The 20525-nt window shown below is 67.6% G+C and carries 10 protein-coding genes and 7 tRNA genes; 1 reads left to right on the top strand and 16 read right to left on the bottom strand.

All coding sequences use genetic code 11. The features are described 5' to 3' along the window. Positions 1 to 12 precede the first annotated feature (12 nt). The 5 genes from hrpA to QNO07_RS06220 form a co-directional block, all read right to left on the bottom strand. Positions 13 to 4203, bottom strand: coding sequence for an ATP-dependent RNA helicase HrpA (hrpA, locus tag QNO07_RS06240; RefSeq protein WP_283990578.1), 4191 nt, complete (start codon positions 4201 to 4203; stop codon positions 13 to 15). 247 nt (positions 4204 to 4450) lie between these two features. Beyond that, a tRNA-Phe gene (locus QNO07_RS06235) sits at positions 4451 to 4524 on the bottom strand. A gap of 27 nt (positions 4525 to 4551) precedes the next feature. Next, positions 4552 to 4626, bottom strand: a tRNA-Asp gene (locus tag QNO07_RS06230). Positions 4627 to 4922: 296 nt separating this feature from the next. Then, complete coding sequence (locus QNO07_RS06225; RefSeq protein WP_283990577.1) at positions 4923 to 5300, bottom strand: HepT-like ribonuclease domain-containing protein; 378 nt, start codon at positions 5298 to 5300, stop codon at positions 4923 to 4925. After that, entirely contained in the window at positions 5297 to 5758 is a 462-nt protein-coding gene (locus QNO07_RS06220) for a helix-turn-helix domain-containing protein (protein WP_283990576.1), read from the bottom strand. The genes QNO07_RS06225 and QNO07_RS06220 overlap by 4 nt, the downstream gene beginning before the upstream one ends. Positions 5759 to 6001: 243 nt before the next feature. Here QNO07_RS06220 and QNO07_RS06215 point away from each other — a divergent pair, with 243 nt between their 5' ends. Next, entirely contained in the window at positions 6002 to 6553 is a 552-nt protein-coding gene (locus QNO07_RS06215) for a hypothetical protein (RefSeq protein ID WP_283990575.1), read from the top strand. A gap of 217 nt (positions 6554 to 6770) precedes the next feature. On the opposite strand, the gene QNO07_RS06210 is transcribed toward QNO07_RS06215, so the two are convergent. The 11 genes from QNO07_RS06210 to QNO07_RS06160 form a co-directional block, all read right to left on the bottom strand. Beyond that, on the bottom strand, positions 6771 to 7103 hold the full coding sequence (locus tag QNO07_RS06210) for a hypothetical protein (RefSeq protein WP_283990574.1): 333 nt from the start codon (positions 7101 to 7103) through the stop codon (positions 6771 to 6773). Between the two features lie 871 nt (positions 7104 to 7974). Next, positions 7975 to 8051: transfer RNA gene (locus QNO07_RS06205), tRNA-Phe, on the bottom strand. Positions 8052 to 8078: 27 nt separating this feature from the next. Next, positions 8079 to 8151 (bottom strand) — tRNA-Asp (locus QNO07_RS06200). A gap of 320 nt (positions 8152 to 8471) precedes the next feature. Next, positions 8472 to 9011, bottom strand: a complete 540-nt coding sequence (locus QNO07_RS06195; protein ID WP_283990572.1) for a hypothetical protein — start codon at positions 9009 to 9011, stop codon at positions 8472 to 8474. A 60-nt stretch (positions 9012 to 9071) separates the two neighbouring features. Then, positions 9072 to 10046 (bottom strand): hypothetical protein, encoded by a 975-nt coding sequence (locus QNO07_RS06190; protein ID WP_283990570.1) that lies wholly within the window; start codon positions 10044 to 10046, stop codon positions 9072 to 9074. A 131-nt stretch (positions 10047 to 10177) separates the two neighbouring features. Further along, positions 10178 to 13543, bottom strand: coding sequence for a DUF499 family protein (locus QNO07_RS06185; RefSeq protein ID WP_283990569.1), 3366 nt, complete (start codon positions 13541 to 13543; stop codon positions 10178 to 10180). Between the two features lie 80 nt (positions 13544 to 13623). Beyond that, positions 13624 to 16425, bottom strand: a complete 2802-nt coding sequence (locus QNO07_RS06180; RefSeq protein WP_283990568.1) for a DUF1156 domain-containing protein — start codon at positions 16423 to 16425, stop codon at positions 13624 to 13626. Beyond that, complete coding sequence (locus QNO07_RS06175) at positions 16422 to 19937, bottom strand: helicase-related protein (RefSeq protein WP_283990567.1); 3516 nt, start codon at positions 19935 to 19937, stop codon at positions 16422 to 16424. The genes QNO07_RS06180 and QNO07_RS06175 overlap by 4 nt, the downstream gene beginning before the upstream one ends. A 268-nt stretch (positions 19938 to 20205) precedes the next feature. Further along, positions 20206 to 20282, bottom strand: a tRNA-Phe gene (locus tag QNO07_RS06170). Between the two features lie 27 nt (positions 20283 to 20309). Continuing rightward, a tRNA-Asp gene (locus QNO07_RS06165) sits at positions 20310 to 20384 on the bottom strand. A 37-nt stretch (positions 20385 to 20421) separates the two neighbouring features. Continuing rightward, positions 20422 to 20494, bottom strand: a tRNA-Glu gene (locus tag QNO07_RS06160). Between the last annotated feature and the right edge of the window lie 31 nt (positions 20495 to 20525).

The raw sequence follows: 20525 nt of genomic DNA, 5'->3' as shown, positions 1-20525 counted from the left end.
CACCGCGCCAGGTCAGCGCGGCGTCGGGACGGCCGCGTCGACGGCCTTCACGATGCGCTTGTCCGAGACGGGATACGCCGTGCCGAGCGCGTGTGCGAAGTAGCTGACCCGCAGCTCCTCGATCATCCAGCGGATCTCCCTGGCCTGCTCCGGCACCGGTCGGCCCGGCGGGAACTGCTCCAGCAGCCACGCGTACTCGTCGGCCATCTCCTGCACCTTCGCCGACCGCGCGCGGTCCCGCTCGGCGTTGCTCGGCAGCTGCTGCAGGCGCCGGTCGGCGGCCACCAGGTAGCGCAGCACGTCGGACAGGCGCCGCGCGCCGTGCTCGGTGACGAAGCCCGGCTTGACCAGCGCCGCCAGTTGGGCCCGCACGTCGGCCAGCGACGGCACCAGCACCGCGCTGGTGCTCAGCGGCGGTGCCTTCATCCGCCGCTCGCACGCCTGCCAGGCCGCGAGGACCTCCTGCACCTGGCGGACCGTCTGCCACGTCGCGTCCACCACATCCGCGCGGACCGCGTCGAACAGCTTGCGCCAGCCCTCCTCGTCCCACGCCGGGCCGCCCCTGGCCGCGACCAGCCGGTCCACGGACGCGCTGACGCAGTCCTCGAACAGCTTCTGCACACTGCCGTGCGGCGAGCGCGACAGCGCCAGCTTCTGCTGGTTGGTCAGCTTGCCCTGGACGAACTTCGCCGGATCCGACGGGAGGTTGAGCATGACCAGGCGCCGGGTACCGCGCCACATCGCCTGCCGCTGCTCGTCCTCGGAGTCGAAGAGCTGCACCGACACCGACGTGCCGTCGTCCACCAGCGCCGGATACGCCTTCACCGGCTGACCCGCGCGGCGCGTCTCGAACGTCCGGTCCAGCGTGCCGATCGTCCACGAGGTCAGCCCGGTGCGCCGGGCGGGCGCGGGCCCGGCGGGGCCGCCGGAACGCGGGGCGTCGTCCGCCCGGGAGCCGGCCTTCGCCGCCTGGGCCGCCGTCGCGTCGAACGCCTGCGACAGCGCGGCCTTCGCCTTGGGCCGCATGCGGTTCACCAGCGCGTCCAGGTCCTTGTCCTCCGCCTCGGCGGAGATCTTCCGCCGCCGTTCGTCCACCACCCGGAAGGTGATGCGGAGATGGTCGGGAACCCTGCCCCAGTCGAAGTCCGACGCCTCCATCCGCACCCCGACCATGCGCGGCAGCTCCCGGGCCAGCGCCGCGGTCAGCGGCTCGGCGGGCGCCTGCCCGCCGCGGGCGCCGACGGCGTCCAGGAACTGGGCCGCGAAGTTCGGCGCCGGCACGTAGTTGCGACGGATCGGCTTCGGCAGCGACCGGATCAGCTCCGTCACGACCTGCTCGCGCAGCCCCGGGATCTGCCAGTCGAAACCGTCGGGCGCGACCTGGTTGAGCACCTGGAGCGGCAGGTGGACGGTGACGCCGTCCGCGTCCGCGCCCGGCTCGAACTGGTACGTCACGCGGAACTTCAGCCCGCCCTGCCGCCAGCCGTCCGGGTAGTCGTCCTTGCTGACCTGCCCGGCACGCTCGTTGATGAGCATGGACTTCTCGAAGTTCAGCAGGTCCGGCTCGTCCCGCCGCTTGCCCTTCCACCAGGAGTCGAAGTGCGCCCCCGAGACGACGTCCTCGGGCAGCCGCTGGTCGTAGAAGTCGTACAGCGTCTCGTCGTCGACCAGGATGTCGCGGCGCCTCGCCCGGTGCTCCAACTCCTCGACCTCACCGAGGAGTCTGCGGTTGTCGTGGAAGAACTGGTGGTGCGTCCGCCAGTCGCCCTCCACCAGCGCGTTGCGGATGAACAGGTCGCGGGACACCTCGGCGTCGATGCGGCCGTAGTTCACCTTCCGCTGGGCGACGACCGGCACGCCGTACAGCGTCACCTTCTCGTACGCCATCACCGCGGCCTGCTTCTGCTCCCAGTGCGGCTCGCTGTAGGTGCGCTTGACCAGGTGCTGCGCCAGCGGCTCGATCCACTCCGGGTCGATGCGCGCGTTGACCCGCGCCCACAGCCGGGACGTCTCCACCAGCTCCGCGGACATGACCCAGCGCGGCGGTTTCTTGAACAGGGCCGACCCGGGGAAGACCGCGAACTTGGCGCTGCGGGCCCCCAGGTACTCGTTCCGGCCCCCGCTCCTGCCGCCCTCCTTGGCAGGCGCCCCGCCCTTGCCCGCCGGCGCCTCCTCGGTCGTCTTCAACCCGATGTGCGACAGGAGGCCGGCCAGCAGCGACTGGTGCACGGCGTCCGGCGACGCGTCCTGCTCGTTGGGCGTGACGCCCATCGTGCGCGCCACCTGGCGCAACTGCGCGTAGATGTCCTGCCACTCGCGTATCCGCAGGTGGTTGAGGAACTCCGCCTTGCACGACCGGCGGAACGCCGAGGAGGACAACTCCCGCTGCCGCTCCTGCACGTACTCCCACAGCTTGAGGAAGCCGAGGAAGTCGCTGTGCTCGTCGCGGAACCTGGCGTGCGACTGGTCGGCCTGCTGCTGCTTCTCGCTGGGCCGCTCGCGCGGGTCCTGGATCGACAGCGCCGCCGCGATCACCATCACCTCCCGCACGCAGCCGTTGCGGTCCGCCTCCAGCACCATCCGGGCCAGCCGCGGGTCCACCGGCAGCTGGGCCAGCTTCCGCCCGATCGGCGTCAGCCCCGGCCGCCCCCTGCCGCGGCTGCCGGCGGCGTCGCGGGGAGTGCCGGGGGCGGGCCCGGCGTCGAGCGCGCCCAGTTCCTCCAGCAGCTGCACACCGGCCTTGATGCTGCGGTGGTCCGGCGGGTCGATGAACGGGAACCTCTCGATGTCGCCGAGCCCGGCCGCCGTCATGTGGAGGATGACCGAGGCCAGGTTGGTGCGCAGGATCTCGGCGTCGGTGAACTCCGGGCGGCTGAGGAAGTCCTCCTCCGAGTACAACCGGATGCAGATGCCGTCCGAGGTCCGCCCGCAGCGCCCCTTGCGCTGGTTGGCGCTCGCCTGCGACACCGGTTCGATGGGCAGCCGCTGCACCTTCGTACGGTGGCTGTAGCGCGAGATGCGGGCCGTGCCCGGGTCCACCACGTACTTGATGCCGGGGACCGTCAGTGACGTCTCGGCCACGTTCGTCGCCAGCACCACCCGGCGGCCCGAGTGCCGCTGGAAGACGCGGTGCTGCTCGGCGTGCGACAGGCGGGCGTACAGCGGCAGGATCTCCGTCGCCCGCAGCTGCTTCTTGGACAGCGCGTCCGCGGTGTCGCGGATCTCCCGCTCGCCGGAGAGGAACACCAGGATGTCCCCCGGGCCCTCCGCCTGGAGTTCGTCCACCGCGTCGCAGATGGCGGTGATCTGGTCCCGGTCGACGTCGTCGCCGTCCTCCAGCAGCGGCCGGTACCGCACCTCCACCGGGTACGTGCGCCCGCTGACCTCCACAATCGGCGCGGCGGGCGCCTCGTCGGCGTCGGCTGTGCCGGAGGCGGCGGCGCGGGGGCGGTCGGGGCCGCCGACCGTGGCGAACCGGCCGAAGTGGCGGGCGAAACGCTCCGGGTCGATCGTCGCGGAGGTGATGACCACCTTCAGATCGGGACGGCGCGGCAGCAGCTGGGCGAGATAGCCCATCAGGAAGTCGATGTTGAGGCTGCGCTCGTGCGCCTCGTCGAGGATGATCGTGTCGTACTGGCGCAGCTCGCGGTCGGTCTGGATCTCGGCGAGCAGGATGCCGTCCGTCATCAGCTTGACCAGGGTGGTGTCGCCCACCTGGTCGGTGAACCGGATCTTCCAGCCCACCGCGCCGCCCAGCGGCGTGCGCAGCTCCTCCGCGACCCGCTCGGCCACCGTGCGCGCCGCGATCCGGCGGGGCTGCGTGTGGCCGATGAGCCCCTTGATGCCGCGGCCCAGCTCCAGGCAGATCTTGGGGATCTGCGTCGTCTTTCCGGAGCCGGTCTCGCCCGCCACGATCACCACCTGGTGGTCGCGGATGGCCGCCAGGATCTCGTCCTTCTTCTGGCTGACCGGCAGCTGCTCCGGGTAGCTGATCTCGGGCAGCGCGGCCCGCCGGGCGGCGACCCGCTGCTCGGCCCGGTCGATGTCGGCGGCGATCTCGGCCAGCGCGGCCTCCTTCGCCTCCGGCTTGCGGATGCGTCGCACCCCTTCCAGGCGTCGTCCGATCCGGCGCTCGTCGCGCGGCATCAGTTCGGGGAGCCGCTCCAGAAGGGCGGGCAGGGTGAGGGCAGGCACAGTGGACATACGGATCCCAGGATCTCACCCGCGGCCGACACCACGCGAACGGATAACCGGGCGGGTGATGGCGCCCCCGGACGGTCCGGCCCGGGGCCGGGGCCGGACACGGTCACGGCGGCGGCGGTAACGGCGGCGGTGGCGGTCACGGTGGCGGTGTGGGCAGCCGACCGCTGATGGCACACGTGGTGGGCAGCCAACGCGAAACGGCCCCGCCAGATGGTCCTGGCGAGGCCGTCCTCGCTGTTCAGCGCTGTGGCTGGGGCCGGGGTCGAACCGGCGACCTATCGCTTTTCAGGCGATCGCTCGTACCAACTGAGCTACCCAGCCACGCAGTTCACCGAAGTGATCTGCAAGCGGTCCTGACGGGATTTGAACCCGCGGCCTCCACCTTGACAGGGTGGCGAGCACTCCAAACTGCTCCACAGGACCAGGCTTGTGCGAGAACAAGTCTCGCACAGGATGGTGCGTGCCCCCAACGGGATTCGAACCCGAAACCGTTACCTCGCTGAGCTGCGATTCTGCTGCAGAACCGGGATGAGGTCACCCGTTCCCCTCCCTTCCCTCTGAGCCTGGCTCGATCCTCCTCGATCTGGCCTCCGTGCTGACATGTCAGCACGGAGTGGCTATTCATTCTGATCGCAAATTCTGGCTCGTCGAGAGCGGTGCGAGACCAGAGAGCTGAGAGGGCCGGTGGACAGCGCGAGACTCTGCGCGTGCCGGTTGGGTCATCGGTCCCCGTCAAGGATTCTCTGCACGTGGGCGGCCTCTTGCGGGAGGTTGTGCGCTATGGCGTTCCACAGGATGTCGTGGTCGACGGCGCCGTAGTCGTGGGCGACGAGATTGCGCATGCCTTTCATCGCGCGCCACCGCACCTCGGGGTGTGCCGCGGTGAAGTCGTCGTCCAGCCGGGCGACGGCCTCACCGATGCGGTGCAGGATCGCCTCGCCGGAGAGCCGAAGCATCTCGTCGCCGTCGTAGGCTTCGCGGCCTCGTGTGACGAGCCGGCCTGCGGTGGCAGCGAAGTCGAGAAAGTCGTGAAGTGTCTGCCGGGTGCGGGCGTCGAGGGGCTCTTGACCGGGGGTTCCGGAGTGCGCCGCGGTCACAAGGGCTTCGCCTCCGCCGCGATGGTGGTGTGGCTCTCGTGCAGTCCACCCGCGCTGACGACGTCGACCTTCACCCCGAGGGCGTCTTCAAGGTCTTGGGCCAGTTCGATCTGGTCGAACAGGGAGGCGTCGGGGGCGAATGACACCAGCAGGTCGAGATCGCTGCCGGGGCGGTCCTCGCCGCGGGCGACGGAGCCGAAGACCTTCACGCTGAGCGCCTTGTGGCGTGCGGCGAGTGCTTTCACCTCGGCCTTGTGCCGGGCGAGCGCGACGGATGCGCGGGGCCTGGCGGCGGCGGCCAGGCGTGCCAGCATCTTCGGGGAGGGACGGCGGGTGCCGTTCTCGTACGCCGCGATGTTGGGCTGGGCCACGCCCGACAACTCGGCGAACTCCCGCTGGGTCAGTCCGGCGGCCCGGCGGATGTCGGCGACCAGCGATGCGGAGCTCTCTGACGCCATGACAACCTCCTCTCATCCTTATATCAACGATATCGCAGTAGACGTGCTGTGCCGACGGTGAGGATCGAGTGCTTCTTTCGAGCGTTCCGGCCGGGCCTACGGATCGCCGAGGAAGAACCGTTCCGGGTCCGGCCCGCTTGTCTACCGGTTGATCCGGACTTCCGCGCGGCTTGTCGCCCCGGTGAGTACGTCGTTCTCGGGAACGAGCGGTAGCGCAGCGTAGTCGCTGCGTAGCATGGGCTGGTGAGCGAGTACCAGTACTACCACTTTCTGGCCGTGGACCGGCCGCTGAGCGAGCGCCAGCAGGCCGAGCTGCGCCGTATCTCGTCGCGGGCGCAGATCACCGCGCGCCGGATGGTGAACAGCTACGAGTGGGGTGACTTCGAGGGCGACCCGGTTGCCCTGGTGGAGAGGTACTTCGATGCGTACCTGTACTTCGCCAACTGGGGCAGCCGGCGACTGCTGCTTCGGGTGCCCGCCGCCCGAGTGCCGCTCATGGCGGTGGATTCCTACCAGCGGGACGACGCCGACGGCTCACTGACCGCCCATTGCAGTGGCGCGCACACGGTCATCGATCTGACCAGCGAGGACGAGGACGGCACTGGCGAGGCCTGGTGGGTAAGGGAGGCCGACTGGGACGACGAGGACGACAACGGTGCCCTGGGACAGCTGGCCGGCATCCGCGCGGAGCTGTGTCGCGGCGACCTGCGTGCCCTGGCCGTCGCCGGCGGCGCGCCCGCGGCCACTGCACCCCAGCGGGCGCTGGCCGCGTTCCTGCGCCTGCCCAGTGGGTGAACCCTCGGCATACGTGAGACACAGATCGGCCGCATCCGGACGACACAGACGACGCCCTGGTGACAGCGGCGGCGAAGGACACCTTGGGAGGGGGCGTGCAGAATCACGAGGACGAGAACGACGTACCGCTCGCCCAGTACGCGCAGGACACCGTCCACGCAGACAGCACTATGGCCATCCGGCCGTCGCAGCAGTTCGGCCCTGCCCTGCGTTGGGCTCACGGCGGACAGGGGACGCCCCCGGCCCCTGCCAGGTCCGGCGGGGACCGGCGGAAGGCCGCCCTCGCGATCGAGCCGGTGATCCCGTCGTCGTCGTCGCCCCACCACACCTCGGCCGACAGGATGGTCAGTCGATCTGCCCGGCGCTCGTCCAGGCCCATGGCCGGGGCCGGGTTGGCGCGGTGTTCGGCGGCGATCAGGTCGGCCGCGAGTCGCCCGTGCCGCGCCTTGAGTTCACGCCGGGCGGCGCGCACCACATCGGTGGGCTGCCAGCCGCGGTGCCACACCGCGTGCAGCACCTCGCTGCCTGCCGCCAGTACCGCGCGGCCCATGCCCGCCTTGGTGAAAAGGGCGGCGGCCCGCTCCAGCACGCTTCGTGGCGCGCTGTGTCGCGGGCGGGACGGCACACACCCTGTCCAAGGCCTCGTCGAGCAGGTCGGCGACGGTCAGCGAGCCGCGCGGACCCGGTACGGACCCCCTGCCGCCCGCCTCGCAGAAGGGGTCGCCGCCGTCGCAGTCGCCGAACCCGAGCGCGGCGCCGAAGGCCCGTTCCTGCTCGGTGCGGGCCGGCCTGGTGCGGGACGGCTCGGGCGCCGCCTACGACGTCTGGGTACAGGTCGTAGGGCGGGAACTGGCGGCGGAGTGCGACGGCCCTCACCCTGCTCGGCTGCGGCACGGCTTCATGGGCCGTGCCCACACGCAGGCGGGCGCTGCACGATCTCCTGATCCCTTCTGCGGTGGTGAGCCTCTGCGGCCACGTCCCGCAGCTGCTTGGGGTCCGCGCCCTTCCCCAAGCTCTCGGCTCCGCTCGAGCAGGGGGGGAGACCCCTTCCCCGAACCGGTGTGGCGGCGCCCACGGTGTCGCGCGGGCTGCGTGAGCTGGAACGCGGTGAGGAACCCGATGACCGTGATCGGCTACACCACGAGAGGGGGCGTGACCGGCTGCGATGCACGGAGTTACAGCGTCATGGACAACAACCGTCCACGTGACCTGCCGTGTGCGGGGCTCCCAGGACCCATCGCGGGAGAAGGGGGCCATCCCGAACCCGGGAAACACAGGCCTTCCCGGGCCATGTCAGCACCGTCGTACCGATACGTCAGCACGGAAAGATGTTCCGTGGTGACGTTTCCGCAAGTGAAGACAGGGCGCCTTGGGGCGCGTGAAAAAGCCCCGGGCGGCAGACCGTCCGGGACTCTTCGTTGTGGTGGCTGGGGCCGGGATCGAACCGGCGACCTATCGCTTTTCAGGCGATCGCTCGTACCAACTGAGCTACCCAGCCACGCAGTTCACCGAAGTGATCTGCAAGCGGTCCTGACGGGATTTGAACCCGCGGCCTCCACCTTGACAGGGTGGCGAGCACTCCAAACTCCTCCACAGGAGCATGATGCGCAGAAGTGAACACTGCACATGGTGTTGCGTGCCCCCAACGGGATTCGAACCCGAAATTGTTACGCCCCTGACCTACGAGAGAGCTGGAAAAGCAGGACAAAAGAGTTGTTAACGTCCGCCTGGGTCCAGCTCGATCCATCTGGACCCCTGTCCGGTGCTGACATGTCAGCATATCTACAGGACGATTGCAGGTGCGACCGTGTCGAAAGTTTCAGCGCAATATCAGATTCAGCTGGTCGAGTCACAGCGGACTGACACGCAGAGCGCGCTCTGCGTGTCAGCCGTCTGGGCAATGCAACCCCGCCGCAAGCTAGCGAGGGTTTTGGGCTGTTGTCTGAGCGAGATCTGCAAGATCTTTATCTGATGCCTGGATGACAGCGTTGAACAGCCATAGCAGGCGGTAGGACCGAGCGGCACCGAGGATCAGCGCGCCTTCCACCGCCCAGTGCACACCTTCCGGGTTAGTTTCGGTGGTGTCGAGGACGGTTGCAAGAAGGCATGTGCCGGAGATGAGTAGAGTGGCTGATAGGACACTCACCCAGTTCCGCCGGAATTGTGAGGCCAAGTGAGGCGCGGTACGCAGAACCCGCATCCTGCGGCCGCTCGCAGAAGCATACTGAGCAATGGCGGCGGTGACGAAGCTCCCGACCAGTGCGACGACGGTGGCGCCGGTGGTATAGATCGTCAAGCGCTGTTCGCGCTCAGGCGCACCGAGGATGTCACCACGTCCGGTCAGGGTGACTAGCAGACCGTGCCCGCCGAGGACAACTGCCGTCAGCAGCCAGTCCGCCGCCGGACGTGATCGCCAACCGTTGAGAACTCGGCGAACCGCTTCCACAAGCCTCGGCATTGTCACATCTCCCCCCGCGCGCCCCGACCAGGGCTTTCGCCCCAGTTACCCTCCTCCAGGCTAGATGTCGGCACTGACAGCGGCCCGTAGCACCCTCTCGTTCTCCAGGGAGACCCCCTCCAGCTTGTTCAGGGCCACCTGCAGGTCGATGGCGTGGCCATCGCCAGAGGAGAAGGGGACGACGCATTTTGCAGTGATGCGCTCGCTGACGAAGTCGATCTTCTCGTCATCAGCCTCGCTGTGCCATGCCTCCATACGGGCCTGCGCGGCAGCCGTGTCAACGGCGTCAGAGTTGTCCAGCCAGTCCTCGATGTCACTCGCAAAAACCCTTGTTGAGCCGAGGAGTTGGTTGTGACCGCGGGCCCGGCGGCGCGTCGACAGGATGCCCGACTTCTTCGGGACCTCTAGGGTCAGAGTGATTACCATGTCCGGGTTGTCCGTGTGCATGCGGCTGAGGGCTGTGCCGAGGTCGGAGCTGGCGCGCAGAGTGGAGGGGCTGTCAGCTGGCTCGGGAGCGATCTTCACCGTGAGTTTCTCGATGGCGACGGCATGCTGGAGCTTCTCCCGGGAACGGGCGTTGACCACCGGCCGCAGCACGATGTTGCGGACGTCGGGAGCTGCGACGCGCATCCCGTCGAGCCAGCGCTTGAGCGCCTGCGCACGGGGGGCCGAGATGCCGCCGGCCATTGTCGCAACGACGTTGCCGAAGGGTAGGAAGTATACGGTTGTAACGTCAACCAACTCCTTGTCGGCGGCAAGCTGGAGCCGACTGAGGGTGCCGTCGACGTGATCAATGAGCTGCGGTACGTCCTGACGAGACTTGGCGAGGAGCAAGTGCGGAGCCGTCTGATGGGGGTCGACGGCACCGATCAAGATATCCTCCCCCGCAGGCACGGTGCGCTGGGCCAGCGGCTGGGCGCACAGACGACGGATGTGCTCTCCCCAGTCTCGGTGGGGCAGACGGGCGCCGTCGGGAGCGTCGGCGTCTGCGATCTCATAGAAGTGGACGATTCTGTCCCGGTTGCGTGCGGCCATGCCTGCGGTCCCCCCCGTAGTGTTCTCGGACGAAGTCGGTCTATACCAGGATCTGACAACCTATCGAGTGTGTCGACAGCCGAAACGACCAGGCCGGGCCCTGCGAGGACCACCAGACCCGCTGTCCGACCCTATTCCTCCTCGAACTGGGCTTGCAGATTGAGGGTGTTGGCGTTTTCTGTCAGGGTGCGCACCTTGTCCGCGGGGAAACCGCCGGGCGCGGTCGCTTGGATCTCGACCGTGACCTCGACGTCCGCCCCGATGGCTTCGAGGTGCTGGAGGATTTCGAAGGCGTACTTAGTGGCGCGCTTACTGTATTGCTCGGTGTCCAGCCGGGCGTGGGCATAGAACCGGGTCGGGACGCGCGGCAATGGAGTCGGCCCCGGGACCGGGGCGCCGGGCGCAGGGCGGAGGGACACCGACGGACCACCAGGGCCCTGCCCAGCCCCGCTACCTGTGCCGTCGTCGGCATCATGGACCTGATTGGCTGACTTCTGGTGCTGAGCGGCGGCGGCCGCCAGATCGGCGGTCTCCTGAGCGATGGCAAGGTCGGGTCGTACCAGCAGCGTGCTGTCGGTGATCTGGCCGAAGGACACATTGCGGCAGGGCAGGACGAGTCCCAGGTAGCGGCCGGCCTCGGGATCGTGGCTGGTGGCGAGGGCGAAGCCATCCGTCTCCCAGGTGACGTGGGAGAGGACGTCCTCGACCCCCTGGTCGAGGACTGAGCGATCACGCAGCCGATTCATGTACGGGTACTTGGTGTGCAGTTCCCACAGGCGACCGACGGAGATGTGGCCGTCCCGGTTCCACTCCTGGCTCAGGGCGTCGTTGATCCGCTGATGCAGGACGGCAGGAGCCTGCAGGACGTAGAGCATGCCCTGGCGCTTGAGACGATCACCGACCTGGATGGCCGCGTCGTCGATGGCTTGCAGGTCGACCTTGAAGTTGACCCACTCGATCTTGGCGCCGGGGATCTGCTCGGGAACAAGGACCCACCGGTAGGCCTTGCCGAGGCGAAGGCTGACTGTCTCGTCAGCCTTCTCCATCCGGGTCCTGGCCTGCGTTCTCTGGTTCTCCGTCAGGTCGAGCTGGACGTGTTGCGTGAGGACCTGCTTCCAGCCGAGGTACTCGCGGACAGCCTCGGAGACACCCTCCATCTCCTTGCGGTCGGGGGCGAGGAAGACGAGGGCGTTGCGGTGCTGCCGGGCGCTGGAGCGGTACTGGTCAAGGGCCTCCTGGGCGAAGCTCAGGGCCTCAGTGTCGGGCACGTCCCGGGCGCTACGGTGGGTGAAGCGGGGGTGCAGCAGCACCAGGCGCGCGTTGTCGTTGTCCGGGATGTCGCTCGCGGGCAGCGGCGCCGCGTGAACGGCGTGGAACTGGCCGCGCACGCCCTGGACAACGCTGAGCCGGCGCACCACGTCCGCCCACACCTTGTCGACGTCGTCGAGGAGCTTGTTCGCCTCGTCCTTGGCGGTACGGGTGATGTTGGCGTGAGTGTCGTACCAGTGGCGTTCGCCGTCGCCGTAGAGGTAAGTGGAGCGGTCGGCGAGTGCGTTAAGCGCGGTGCGGAAGTTGCCCAGCGGTTCACCGGGGATGGCCATGCCGAGCCGGATGTGCGGCTCGGACAGGCCCTTGCGGGCGGCGTGCACGCGAGGTGCGGAGCCCATGAAGACGGTACGGGCCACGCGTTGGCTCATGCCGCGCTGCCCGAGCACGGGCTTCTCGGCGTCGACGGAGGCCGGGGTGGAGTCAGGGCCGTCGACGTCGGCGTCGATGATTGGCTTCCAGCGGTCCTCCAGGTAGTACGTCAGCTCCTGGTTGACGCGGGTGTCGTGTATCGGCACGTCACCGGGCATGATCATGGGGCTCTGGTTCTGGTCCCGCCACAGCGCGTGAATGACCGTGCTCATCAGCCGCAGCACACCTCGGGTGCGCTGGAACCTGGGCAGCGTGGACCAGTCCTCGTACAGCCGGGCGAACAGCTCTGGGTGGATCGGGTAGGTCGACTTGATTCGCCGCTCGTAGTCCATGGTGTCGCAGCCGGCCGGGAACTCGCGCTTCTCGGTACCGTAGAACTGCGTGTATAGCCGCGCCACCTTGTTGATCTCGGCCTGGACCTCGCTGGTGGCGGTTTGGAAGAGACGACGGCGCACGATCTCGAAGGACTCGTCGGAGCTGGCGGGCCGCCAAGCGTCGGCCTTGCGGTGGACGACGTTCTGGAGCCGCTCCAGCGCGGTGCGGTTGTTCTCGCCGCCGATGTCGTACTGGTCGGCGGCGCTGATCTCGCCGGTCGCGGACGCCGGGATGGAGACCAGCAACTGAGCCCCGTCGACGGAGGCGACGGCCTCGGTGAGGGACTGGGCGAAGGAGAAGTGTGTCTCGAAGGACCCGGCAGGCAGGTTGTCGTTGCCGAGCAGCGGACCGGCGTAATGAACCCACTCGTCGATGAGGATCACGCAGGGCGCGTAGGCGGCGATTAGGTCCTGGAGCAGGGCGGTGCCGGGGCTGGTGCTGGTGCGGTCGGCCTCGGCGATGATGTCGTACGCCTGCCTCTTGCCGAGCCCCCAGGCGAGTTGGCCCCACATGGTGTTGACGACGGTGCCGTCGGGCTTGACGTCGGGCTGTCCGATACCCAGCTCGTTGCCGACCAGCACGGCCCGGTGCACCGTTCCGCCGGGCAGTCCGCCGCCGGGCGCGGCGGCGATCAGTTCCTGAAGGTCCTGCGGCAGCCGGTTCACCTTCAGGGCCGGCGCGTACAGGTGGTACAGCGCCATCATGGAGTGTGTCTTGCCGCCGCCGAAGTTGGTCTGGAGGTTGATGACGGGGGCGGCGTTCGGGTCACCGCTGATCCGGCGCAGCGACTTGGAGAGCAGTTCTTCAAGGCCCTCGGTGAGGTACGTCCGCTGGAAGAACTCCTCGGGTTCGGTGTACTCGGCGGCGCCTTCCCCGCGCGCCACCCGCCACAGGTCGGCGGCGAACTCGGAGGCGTTGAAGTCACCGCGCGCCACGTCCACGTGCGGGGTGAGCACGTCCCGCCAGGGCCGCAGCCCCTCGGCGGCCACGCTCGGCACGGCTCGTGCCCGGCGCGCTGCCTTCTTCGTCTCCTCCTCTGTGACCTGCCGGTGCAGCGTCTGCCGGGACTCGCGGACCTCCTCGACCAGGGAGGGATCCGCGTGCACGGCCCGCAGCAGTCGCTCCGCCGTGTCCAGCGAGCGCAGGGTGTCGTCCGCGGTGAACTTTTCGTTGTGTGCCCACTGGTTGCGGACCGCGTTCATCTCGCTGGCGAATCCACGGGCGCTCGCCGGGAGAAGATGCCGGAAGTAGGTGCTCCAGTACCGCTGGAGGAGGTTCAGCAGGAACTGCGGATCGGTCCTGCCGATCTGTTTCCCTTGTCCCCGAGCCTCGCTCTCCGCGTCTTCGAACCAGCTGTCGCCCTGCCGCTTAATCATCTCCCGTTCCAGGAAGGGCAACAGACCCTCCCCAAGGATGTCGATCATGCGGGAGACACGGTCTCGGTTGTTCACCGCCATGGTGCGGGTGTCCTGCCTTTCCGGGTGCCTGTGAGTGGGACGGGCGTTCAGAAGAGGGGCTGGTGCTGGGGCTTGCGCGGGCCGCGCTTCTCGGCGTTACGGGCCTCGGTCTGGAGGTCGGACCAGGCACGGGCGAGGTTGTTGAACCGCTGCCCACTCTCGGACCAGCGCCGTCGGTCGCAGATGCTGTAGAGCAGGTGGGCGAGGTCACGGATGGCGTCTTCGTCGAACTCCCCGCGCGCCCGGATCCCGGCGAGCAGCTCACCGGCCGGTCCCACACCGGATTGTGCGCCCTTGCCGTCCAGCACCCGGGACAGGTGCATGGCCGCCTCCCAGACGGAGATACGGCCGTCCGTCTCCGGGTCGTACGACTCCGGCAGGTCAGCCGGGGCGAGCAGCCACACCTTGCTGTCGCCGGACGCGGTGACGTGGGCATCCTGGAGGCCCTTCACGGACACGTTGTATGCCTTCGCGAGCGTCTCGGCGTCCCCGAACGTGCCCTTGTTCCACTGGAACTGCTCGAACCAACGGATCGCCCACCGGGTGTCCTGGTCGAACTCTCCCTCTTGTTCGTTCAGCACGTCGGCGAGGACGTCGTTGATGAGTCCGAGCGCAGTGCGGACGCGCATGGGAGTGCCGTCGGGCTCGGTGACCTTCGCGTACCGCGAGAACACCGCGATACCGGGGCCGATCGCGGACTGAGGGAGGTCGACGGGGGCGAGATTGCCCTCCTGCAGCTTCCGCAGCTTGTCTGGGAGTTCACTGCGCAGGGCACGGAGGAAGCCACGACGGTCGGTGGAGCCGGCGGTGACGTGGCGGGGGCGGCAGGCGAGGACTACGGAGGAGGCGAGGGCGTTGGAGCCGATGTCACGGGAACGGCCGGTTCGCTCGGTACGGACCGGCCATGTGCCGGTGACCGACCAGCCAGCCTCGATCATGCCGCTGAGTAGCGTCTCCCAACCGGTCGAGGCCGTGCCGTCCTCGGCGTCGGTCTCCGCCTGCTTAAACGCGTAGTAGACCGTGAGCGGGTAGTCCGGGTGGTGGCCTGCGCGCATGTGCGTGAAGGTCTCGACGAAGCCGCGTTCGAAGTGCTTCTCGGCTGCCTCCCAGTTCCCGCCGTGGCGGTAGGGGGTGGCGATGAGTTCCGGCTCTTTGGGGGTGAGGATCGTGCTCATGACCTCGGGGTAGAAGGTACCTAGGGAACGGCGGAGCCAAATGTAGAAGAAGTCGGCGAGGTCGGCATAGCCGATGTTGTCATAATACGGGGGGTCGGTATTAATGACGTAATTTTCGTAGGGGCGGGTGCTGGCGTCGGCCTGCACAACATGACCAGGCATACGCTCCGCAGGTAGAGCGTCCAGCACGGCTGAAACTCGGCGTAGAGATTCAGAGATGCTGCCGGTCGACGTAAAGAAGGGGTTTCCTTCAGCAAAGTCCCAGGTCATTTGGAGGGTCTGCCTTGAGAAGGTAGCCCTGACGTGCTGCTTTGTCCCGTTAGAGTCCCAGGTGCTAATCGAGGATGACTCGTTGGCCAGTCGTGAGGCAGCAAAAGCAAGGTACGTCGAAACTGTCGTGGCGTACTCTGTAGCGTCCCTATCCGGCAAGCCCGCATGCCGAGCATCCCGCTCAACCCTCTCCCGCGCCTCGCTCACCAGATCGCTGAACGTGGTCATAGCGAGCAGTTGCCGGTTAGTGAACAGGTCCGCATGCTTCCGAATCCCATACCCCTGTACCCTGAACCCCAGTGCCTGCTCGGGCAGTTCGGACTCGGGCACATTGACAGGTCGTCCCACTTCAGCCGCCCCTACATGCTCCGCAGTGGGCGGTAGATAGATGCGCTGACGCTTTCCCTCCGCAACCACGGCCATCATGACGGCGCCCATCCGCCCGGCCTTGCCTTCGGTCCGCACATACTCCAGCGGAGCCCGATCGCCACACACGAGGCATTCGGCACTCTTGCCGTCCACTGTCCCGGCACGGGGCTCGCCCTCGGGGCCGCCGATCGTAAACGTCACCTCCCCGTCCACCGGCTCGGGGACTACGTAACAGGGCCGCTCCTTCTTCTTACTCAGCCAGAAGGACCGAACCAGCGGCATCTCGGCCGGACAAGCCGGGTCGCGACAGGCCACCGTCCGCGCCCAGAGCCAAGCAATGACCGGCGCCTCACTTCCGTCGTCCCGCTTGGCCTTCGGGTAGTGCGAGCCGATCTTCGCGTACGCCTGATCACGCATCCACTTCCCGTACTGGCGCACATCCTCCGCGAGCCCGCTCGCCCTCCGCCAGCTCTCCTCGTGCCGCAGCTCGGCAGTCGGCGAAACGGGCTTGCGGCCAGCCCACTTCGGCGGGATCTCGATCAACGCCTTGTTGATGACGACCGGCACCGGATTCAGGTCACTGGCGTGAGCCTCAAGCCCCAGCCGGTGCGCCTCCAGCGGAATCGTCCCACCGCCCGCGAAGGGGTCGAGGACAGGCGGAAGCGGACCCTCACCGTGCGACTCGGCGATCTTCTCCCGGACCTTGCGCATGATCCGCTCGTCGCGCGTGGCCTCCCAGGGGACCATCTCCTCGATGAGGTCGAACAATCGCTGCCGCTCGGCCTTCTGCTCCTCCGGCCCCGGATACAGATCGGGCCGCGAGGCCGGGTCGTCCACGAGCTGAGCGAAGAGCATCGCACGCGCAGCCGCCAACGGCCGGCGCGCCCACCACAGGTGGAGCGTTGACGGGTGCCCGTGCCGGATGGATTTCTCCCGGGCCGACTCCCTGTTGATCGCCTCCAGAGGGAGGGACACCTCGATGAGCTTGGTGCGGCGCTCCGGAGCAGAGGCCGTGTCTTCGGTTGCACCGCTCACTGCGGGGTTCCTCCCTTGTTCCAGGCGTCCTGCCAGGACAGCAGCACACCCTCGGTCTGCAGGTCGCCGAAGTCGGTGTCGGCGAAGGCGTCGGTCAAGTAGCGGATCTCGTCGTGCTCCGCTCCCCGCGGGCTGACGGAGACCAGGGCGAGACGATGCTGCGCGCCGCGATTCTTGGCGACGAGGACCTCGTTTCGGCTGACGTAGAAGTGCTCCGCACCCTCTCGGCGACCCTTCACCTCGATGTGCACGAGGTGACCGTCAAGACTAAGCGATCGGATGTCGTAGCCGGGATTGTTGTGGGCCATTTCCTCAGGGACGCGCCCGAGGCCACGCTCGGCGCCGAGTACTGCAGCCACAGCCCGCCGGTCGGTCTCGTAGCCGTCGGCCGCATGCATGGCATCCAGTACAGCCTTCTCCGCCGGGGTCTCGGCAGGGCCAAGGTGGCTGACCAGCCAGCCCACCGGCACGACGAGCGCGCACCCCGCCACGACTGGCGGGCGGGCCTGAAGAGCCTGGTCTTTGTCTAGCACGGCCAAACGCTGCTCACGGCGGCGCTCAAGGTCCTCAGCCCAAGCACGCGCGGTTTCCGGACGGTGACGGACCTTCTTGCCCTCGGCAACATCCAGTTCGAGTTTTCCGGCCTGCGCATGCCAGAAGCTGATCTCCTGCCGCAGCCGCTGCTCGACCTGGGCACGAGTACGCTCGATGACGGGCAGCAGTCGTTCCCGGGTGCGGTTCAGGTGCTGCGGGACCGCCTCCCGCACCGCCCAGGCCATGGCACGGGCGGGCCCACCGTCCCGCAGCCACTCATCCGTGAGTAGCACCCCTGCCGCCTCGGCCTCCCGGGGCGTGGGCGGGCGATAATCCAGATAGGGAGCAGGGCCGGCATCGTGGGCCGTTCCGTCCGGATTCAGCTCCACGAACGCAAAGGAACGGTCCACCGACCGCCCGTGCCCATCGACGACATCTTGGACCAGCGCGGTCAACAGCCGAGGGTTGGTCCCGGCATCGGAGGCATCGATCAGAACCGCGCCCCGCGTGAGTAGATCCCCGTGCCGGTGAACCGTCTCTTCCAGAACCGCGTCGAAGAGCGGGTGCCCAGGGGCGATCAGGTCGGCACGGGCGGCGCCAGGCACAGTGACGCGCTCACGGTCGAAGCACACCCGTTCATAGCGGCGCTGCACGACTCCGCCCAGGCCGAGCCCAAAGCGGCCCGTATCGCGCAGGACGGCCGGAATATGGGTGATCTCGAAACGGCCGTTCTCTCGCGCCCTGAGGTGACCACCGAGACGGTCGGAGGCGTCACGAAAGAAGGCTCGTACGTAGTGCGGATGCAACCGCTTGGCTTGAGCCTCCTCCATACGAAGCCGTACCGCCTCGACGTCCTCCAACCCCATGACATGGGTATCGAGTGCGAGCCCCTTGATCAGCTCCACTGCCCGCTCACCTACCCGGGCGTCGATGACCTGATCCAGGCGGCTCTTGACCTCGGGCCGGTCGCCGTAGCGGATTGCCTCCAAGAGCAAGCCTCGCAACGGCTCGCCCTCGAAGAGCTCACCCAGGACGTTGTAAACCTTGCCGTCGTACGCCCTCGACTGCTGTTCGATCTTGTCGAGGAGTCGTTGGAAGACCTGTCCCTCTCGAGTGTCGGCGGCAATCAGGTTCCACAGGTGGCAAACCTCGGTCTGGCCGATGCGGTGGATCCGGCCGAAGCGCTGCTCGATGCGATTGGGATTCCACGGCAGGTCGTAGTTGACCATGAGGTGGGCGCGCTGGAGGTTCAGGCCCTCGCCGGCGGCGTCGGTAGCGACGAGAACGCGGACTTCGGGGTCCTGGTTGAAGGCATCGCGGATGTCACGGCGCTGTGGGCGTGGGGTGCCGCCATGGATGGCGACGACTGCCTCGGGGCGTCCGATCAGGTTCCTGATGCGGCGGGACAGGTAATCAAGAGTGTCGCGATGCTCGGTGAAAATGATCAGCTTGCGCGGCAGCCCTCTCTCATCCCGCAACAGCGGGTCATCCTGGAGCAGCCCCGACAGCTCCCGCCACTTGCGGTCGTCGCCGGAGGCCAGGACCCGTGCAGCGAGCCGCTCCAGCTCGCTCAGCGCGGCGATCTCCAGCTCCAGCTCTTGGAGGGTGCGGGCGGCGGTCGCCGCATCGACGACCTGCTCCTCGAGATCCTCCAACTCGCCACCGGTCAAGTCGTCCAACTCGTCCTCGACGGGGACGGACGGTGCGGAATCGAGGGCCAAGTTCGCCACGGTCTGATCCGACAACATCTCCTGACGCCGGGCCTCCAGTCGCATCCGCCTGCGCTCTAGGGACCGGTGGATCGCCGCTGGGCTGGAGGCGAGGCGACGCTGGAGGACGGTAAGCGCGAAACCGACCTGGTTGCCTCGTCGGCCGTCCAACCGCTCGGCCCGGTTCATCTCCTGGCGGACGTACTCCGTGACCTGCTCGTACAGGTCATACTCAGCGGGCGACAGTTCGTACGGCACGGTGTAAGCGCGGCGCTCTGGGAACAGTTGCTTGCCATCGAAAGTGAGCAGGTCCTCCTTGATCATGCGGCGCATCAGGCCGGAGACATCGTGCCGGTGGATACCCGCCCGATAGCGGCCGCTGAACCGGTCGCTGTCCAGCAGCGTCATAAACAGCTGAAAGTCCTCCTCTTTGCCTGCGTGTGGGGTGGCAGTCATCAGGAGCAGGTGACGGGTGAGGCGACCGAGGAGGCGGCCAAGCTCGTAGCGCTTCGTGGTCTTCAGCTCTGTGCCGAAGTAACTAGCGCTCATCCGGTGTGCCTCGTCTACGACGACCAGGTCCCACCCGCTCTCCCCGAGTAGCCGCTGCAGGTCCTCGGAGCGCGCCAGCGCGTCCATGCGAGCGATGAGCCGGGGATGACGATCGAAGACGTTGCCCTCAATCGTCGCGTCGGTCAGCTGCCGGGTGAGGAGAGTGAAGTCGAGACCGAACTTCTCCAGCAGCTCGTCCTGCCACTGTTCGACGAGTCCTCCCGGCACGACGATGAGACAGCGCTCCAGATCGCCGCGGAGCGCCAGCTCCTTGATGTAAAGCCCGGCCATGATGGTCTTTCCTGCACCGGGGTCGTCAGCGAGGAGGAAACGCAGCGGGGTCCGCGGCAGCAGCTCGTTGTAGACAGCCTGGATCTGGTGGGGCAGCGGGTCGAGGAGACTGGTGGACACCGCCAGCATTGCGTCGCCGCGCGCAGCCATCCGGATCCGCAGCGCTTCGGCCGCCAGCCGGAACAAGCCAGGATCCACGTCGAAACCGCCGCCTACTGAGCCGCAGGCCGCCTCAGCGAGTCGCGCAGCATCCTCCTCGTAGAGGATTCGCTCCTCCACAGTGCCGTCGGGGCGCCGATACGTCACCTGCGCCGCCGCCGGCCCGAACATCTGTACAGCGACCACCGTGACGTCACCGCCGGTGACAATGCCCGACACCGCACGCCCTGCAGTCAGATCGCCGAGGCTGAGCCGGGCCCGCTCAGACATCTTTGTATCCCCCACTCCTGACATTGGCCTACCCGCGCGTGCACTGTAACCCTGCTGTTTGCCGCATGGGTCAGCATGTGGTGCGCCTCTGGAGGAGCACGGGTTCTACGCGGGAGCGAGAGTGGTGTGGGAGCCCGAAACGGTGCCAGTCCGGTGCTGACATGTCAGCACCGGTAAGGCTCTGAAGCCGATTGCTGTCAGGCCAGATTCTTTGCTGGGGCACACAACAACAGAGTCCCGGACGGCAGACCGTCCGGGACTCTGTTCCTGGTGGCTGGGGCCGGGATCGAACCGGCGACCTATCGCTTTTCAGGCGATCGCTCGTACCAACTGAGCTACCCAGCCACGCAGTTCACCGAAGTGATCTGCAAGCGGTCCTGACGGGATTTGAACCCGCGGCCTCCACCTTGACAGGGTGGCGAGCACTCCAAACTGCTCCACAGGACCATGATGTGCAGAAGTGAACACTGCACATGGTGTTGCGTGCCCCCAACGGGATTCGAACCCGTGCTACCGCCTTGAAAGGGCGGCGTCCTGGGCCACTAGACGATGAGGGCTGATGGCCCACCTGAACGCTGTAACAGCGCG

The organism is Streptomyces sp. 549, from assembly GCF_030124175.1.
Lineage (GTDB): Bacteria > Actinomycetota > Actinomycetes > Streptomycetales > Streptomycetaceae > Streptomyces.
Note: the sequence above shows the minus strand (reverse complement) of the source record. Positions and strands in the feature narration are given on the sequence as shown.

Bases quoted from the DNA above. Each gene is read 5' to 3' on its own strand.
- hrpA (WP_283990578.1), bottom strand. From the start codon at position 4,203: ATGTCCACTGTGCCTGCCCTCACCCTGCCCGCCCTTCTGGAGCGGCTC.
- QNO07_RS06190 (WP_283990570.1), bottom strand. From the start codon at position 10,046: ATGGCCGCACGCAACCGGGACAGAATCGTCCACTTCTATGAGATCGCA.
- QNO07_RS06195 (WP_283990572.1), bottom strand. From the start codon at position 9,011: ATGCCGAGGCTTGTGGAAGCGGTTCGCCGAGTTCTCAACGGTTGGCGA.
- QNO07_RS06210 (WP_283990574.1), bottom strand. From the start codon at position 7,103: ATGGGCCGCGCGGTACTGGCGGCAGGCAGCGAGGTGCTGCACGCGGTG.
- QNO07_RS06185 (WP_283990569.1), bottom strand. From the start codon at position 13,543: ATGATCGACATCCTTGGGGAGGGTCTGTTGCCCTTCCTGGAACGGGAG.
- QNO07_RS06175 (WP_283990567.1), bottom strand. From the start codon at position 19,937: ATGTCTGAGCGGGCCCGGCTCAGCCTCGGCGATCTGACTGCAGGGCGT.
- QNO07_RS06220 (WP_283990576.1), bottom strand. From the start codon at position 5,758: ATGGCGTCAGAGAGCTCCGCATCGCTGGTCGCCGACATCCGCCGGGCC.